The sequence below is a fragment of the Halanaerobium congolense genome, assembly GCF_004366375.1.
Classification (GTDB): domain Bacteria; phylum Bacillota; class Halanaerobiia; order Halanaerobiales; family Halanaerobiaceae; genus Halanaerobium; species Halanaerobium congolense.
The window spans coordinates 1-1,026 of the sequence record NZ_SOEF01000093.1 but is presented as its reverse complement, the minus strand read 5'-3'; the positions used below and the strand labels follow the sequence as shown (position 1 = coordinate 1,026).

1 protein-coding gene is annotated in these 1,026 nt (G+C 37.7%); it reads left to right on the top strand.

Translation table 11 applies throughout. The annotated features are described in order from the left end of the window. The first annotated feature begins 82 nt into the window (after window positions 1-82). Entirely contained in the window at window positions 83-1,024 is a 942-nt protein-coding gene (locus C7954_RS13555) for a thiamine pyrophosphate-dependent enzyme (protein WP_089655431.1), read from the top strand. Window positions 1,025-1,026 lie beyond the last annotated feature (2 nt).

The window sequence follows — 1,026 nt, the reverse complement described above, 5'->3', positions numbered from 1 at the left end:
AGGAGAAGTAGGAGAAAGATACCGTTACTTAAGCTTAAGAGAATAATAAATATCAGGAGGTGAAAGGCAAGTGACAACAGAAATGAAATATAAATTCAAAGAAGAATTAAATAAAGAAGAAAGATTTACAGGTGGACACAGAATGTGTGCAGGTTGTGGAGCCCCAGTAGCAGTAAGAACAGTGCTTAGAGCATTAGAAGAAGATGATGAAGCAGTAATTGGATGTGCAACAGGATGTTTAGAAGTATCAACATTCATGTATCCATATACATCCTGGAGAGATTCATTTATTCATAATGCATTTGAAAATGCAGCAGCTACAACAAGTGGAGCCGAAGCAGCATATCAATCCCTAAAAAAGCAGGGAAAAATAGATAAAGATACAAATTACAAGTTCATAGCCTTTGGTGGAGATGGAGGAACATATGATATCGGATTCCAGTCACTATCAGGAGCAATGGAAAGAAACCATGATATGACATATGTTTGCTATGATAATGGAGCCTATATGAACACAGGAATTCAGAGATCATCAGCAACACCACGCTATGCAGATACAACAACAACACCAGTAGGTAAAAAAGGAAGAGGAAAGTCAGAATTCAGAAAAGATATGACAGCAATTATGGCAGATCACAACTTACCATATGTAGCACAAACTACATTCATTGGTAACTTAAAAGATCTGCATACAAAAGCTAAAAAAGCCATCTATACAGAAGGAGCAACCTTCTTAAATGTAATGGCACCATGTCCAAGAGGTTGGAGATATCCACCAGAAAAGCTGATGGAACTTTGTAAGCTTGCAGTAGAGACATGTTATTGGCCAATGTATGAGATCGAAAACGGTGAGTGGAGATTAAACTACAAGCCGAAGAAAAAGCTGCCTATTGAAGAATTCCTAAAAGCACAGGGACGCTTCAAGCATGTAACAAAAGCAGAGAAAAAAGATATGATAGAAGAAATTCAGGCAGAAGTAGACCACCGCTGGGAAAAGCTTCTAGTTAAGTGTGGAGAAAAGTAAAA

Coding starts and splice junctions, on each gene's coding strand:
- C7954_RS13555 (WP_089655431.1), top strand. CDS start 83: ATGAAATATAAATTCAAAGAAGAATTAAATAAAGAAGAAAGATTTACA.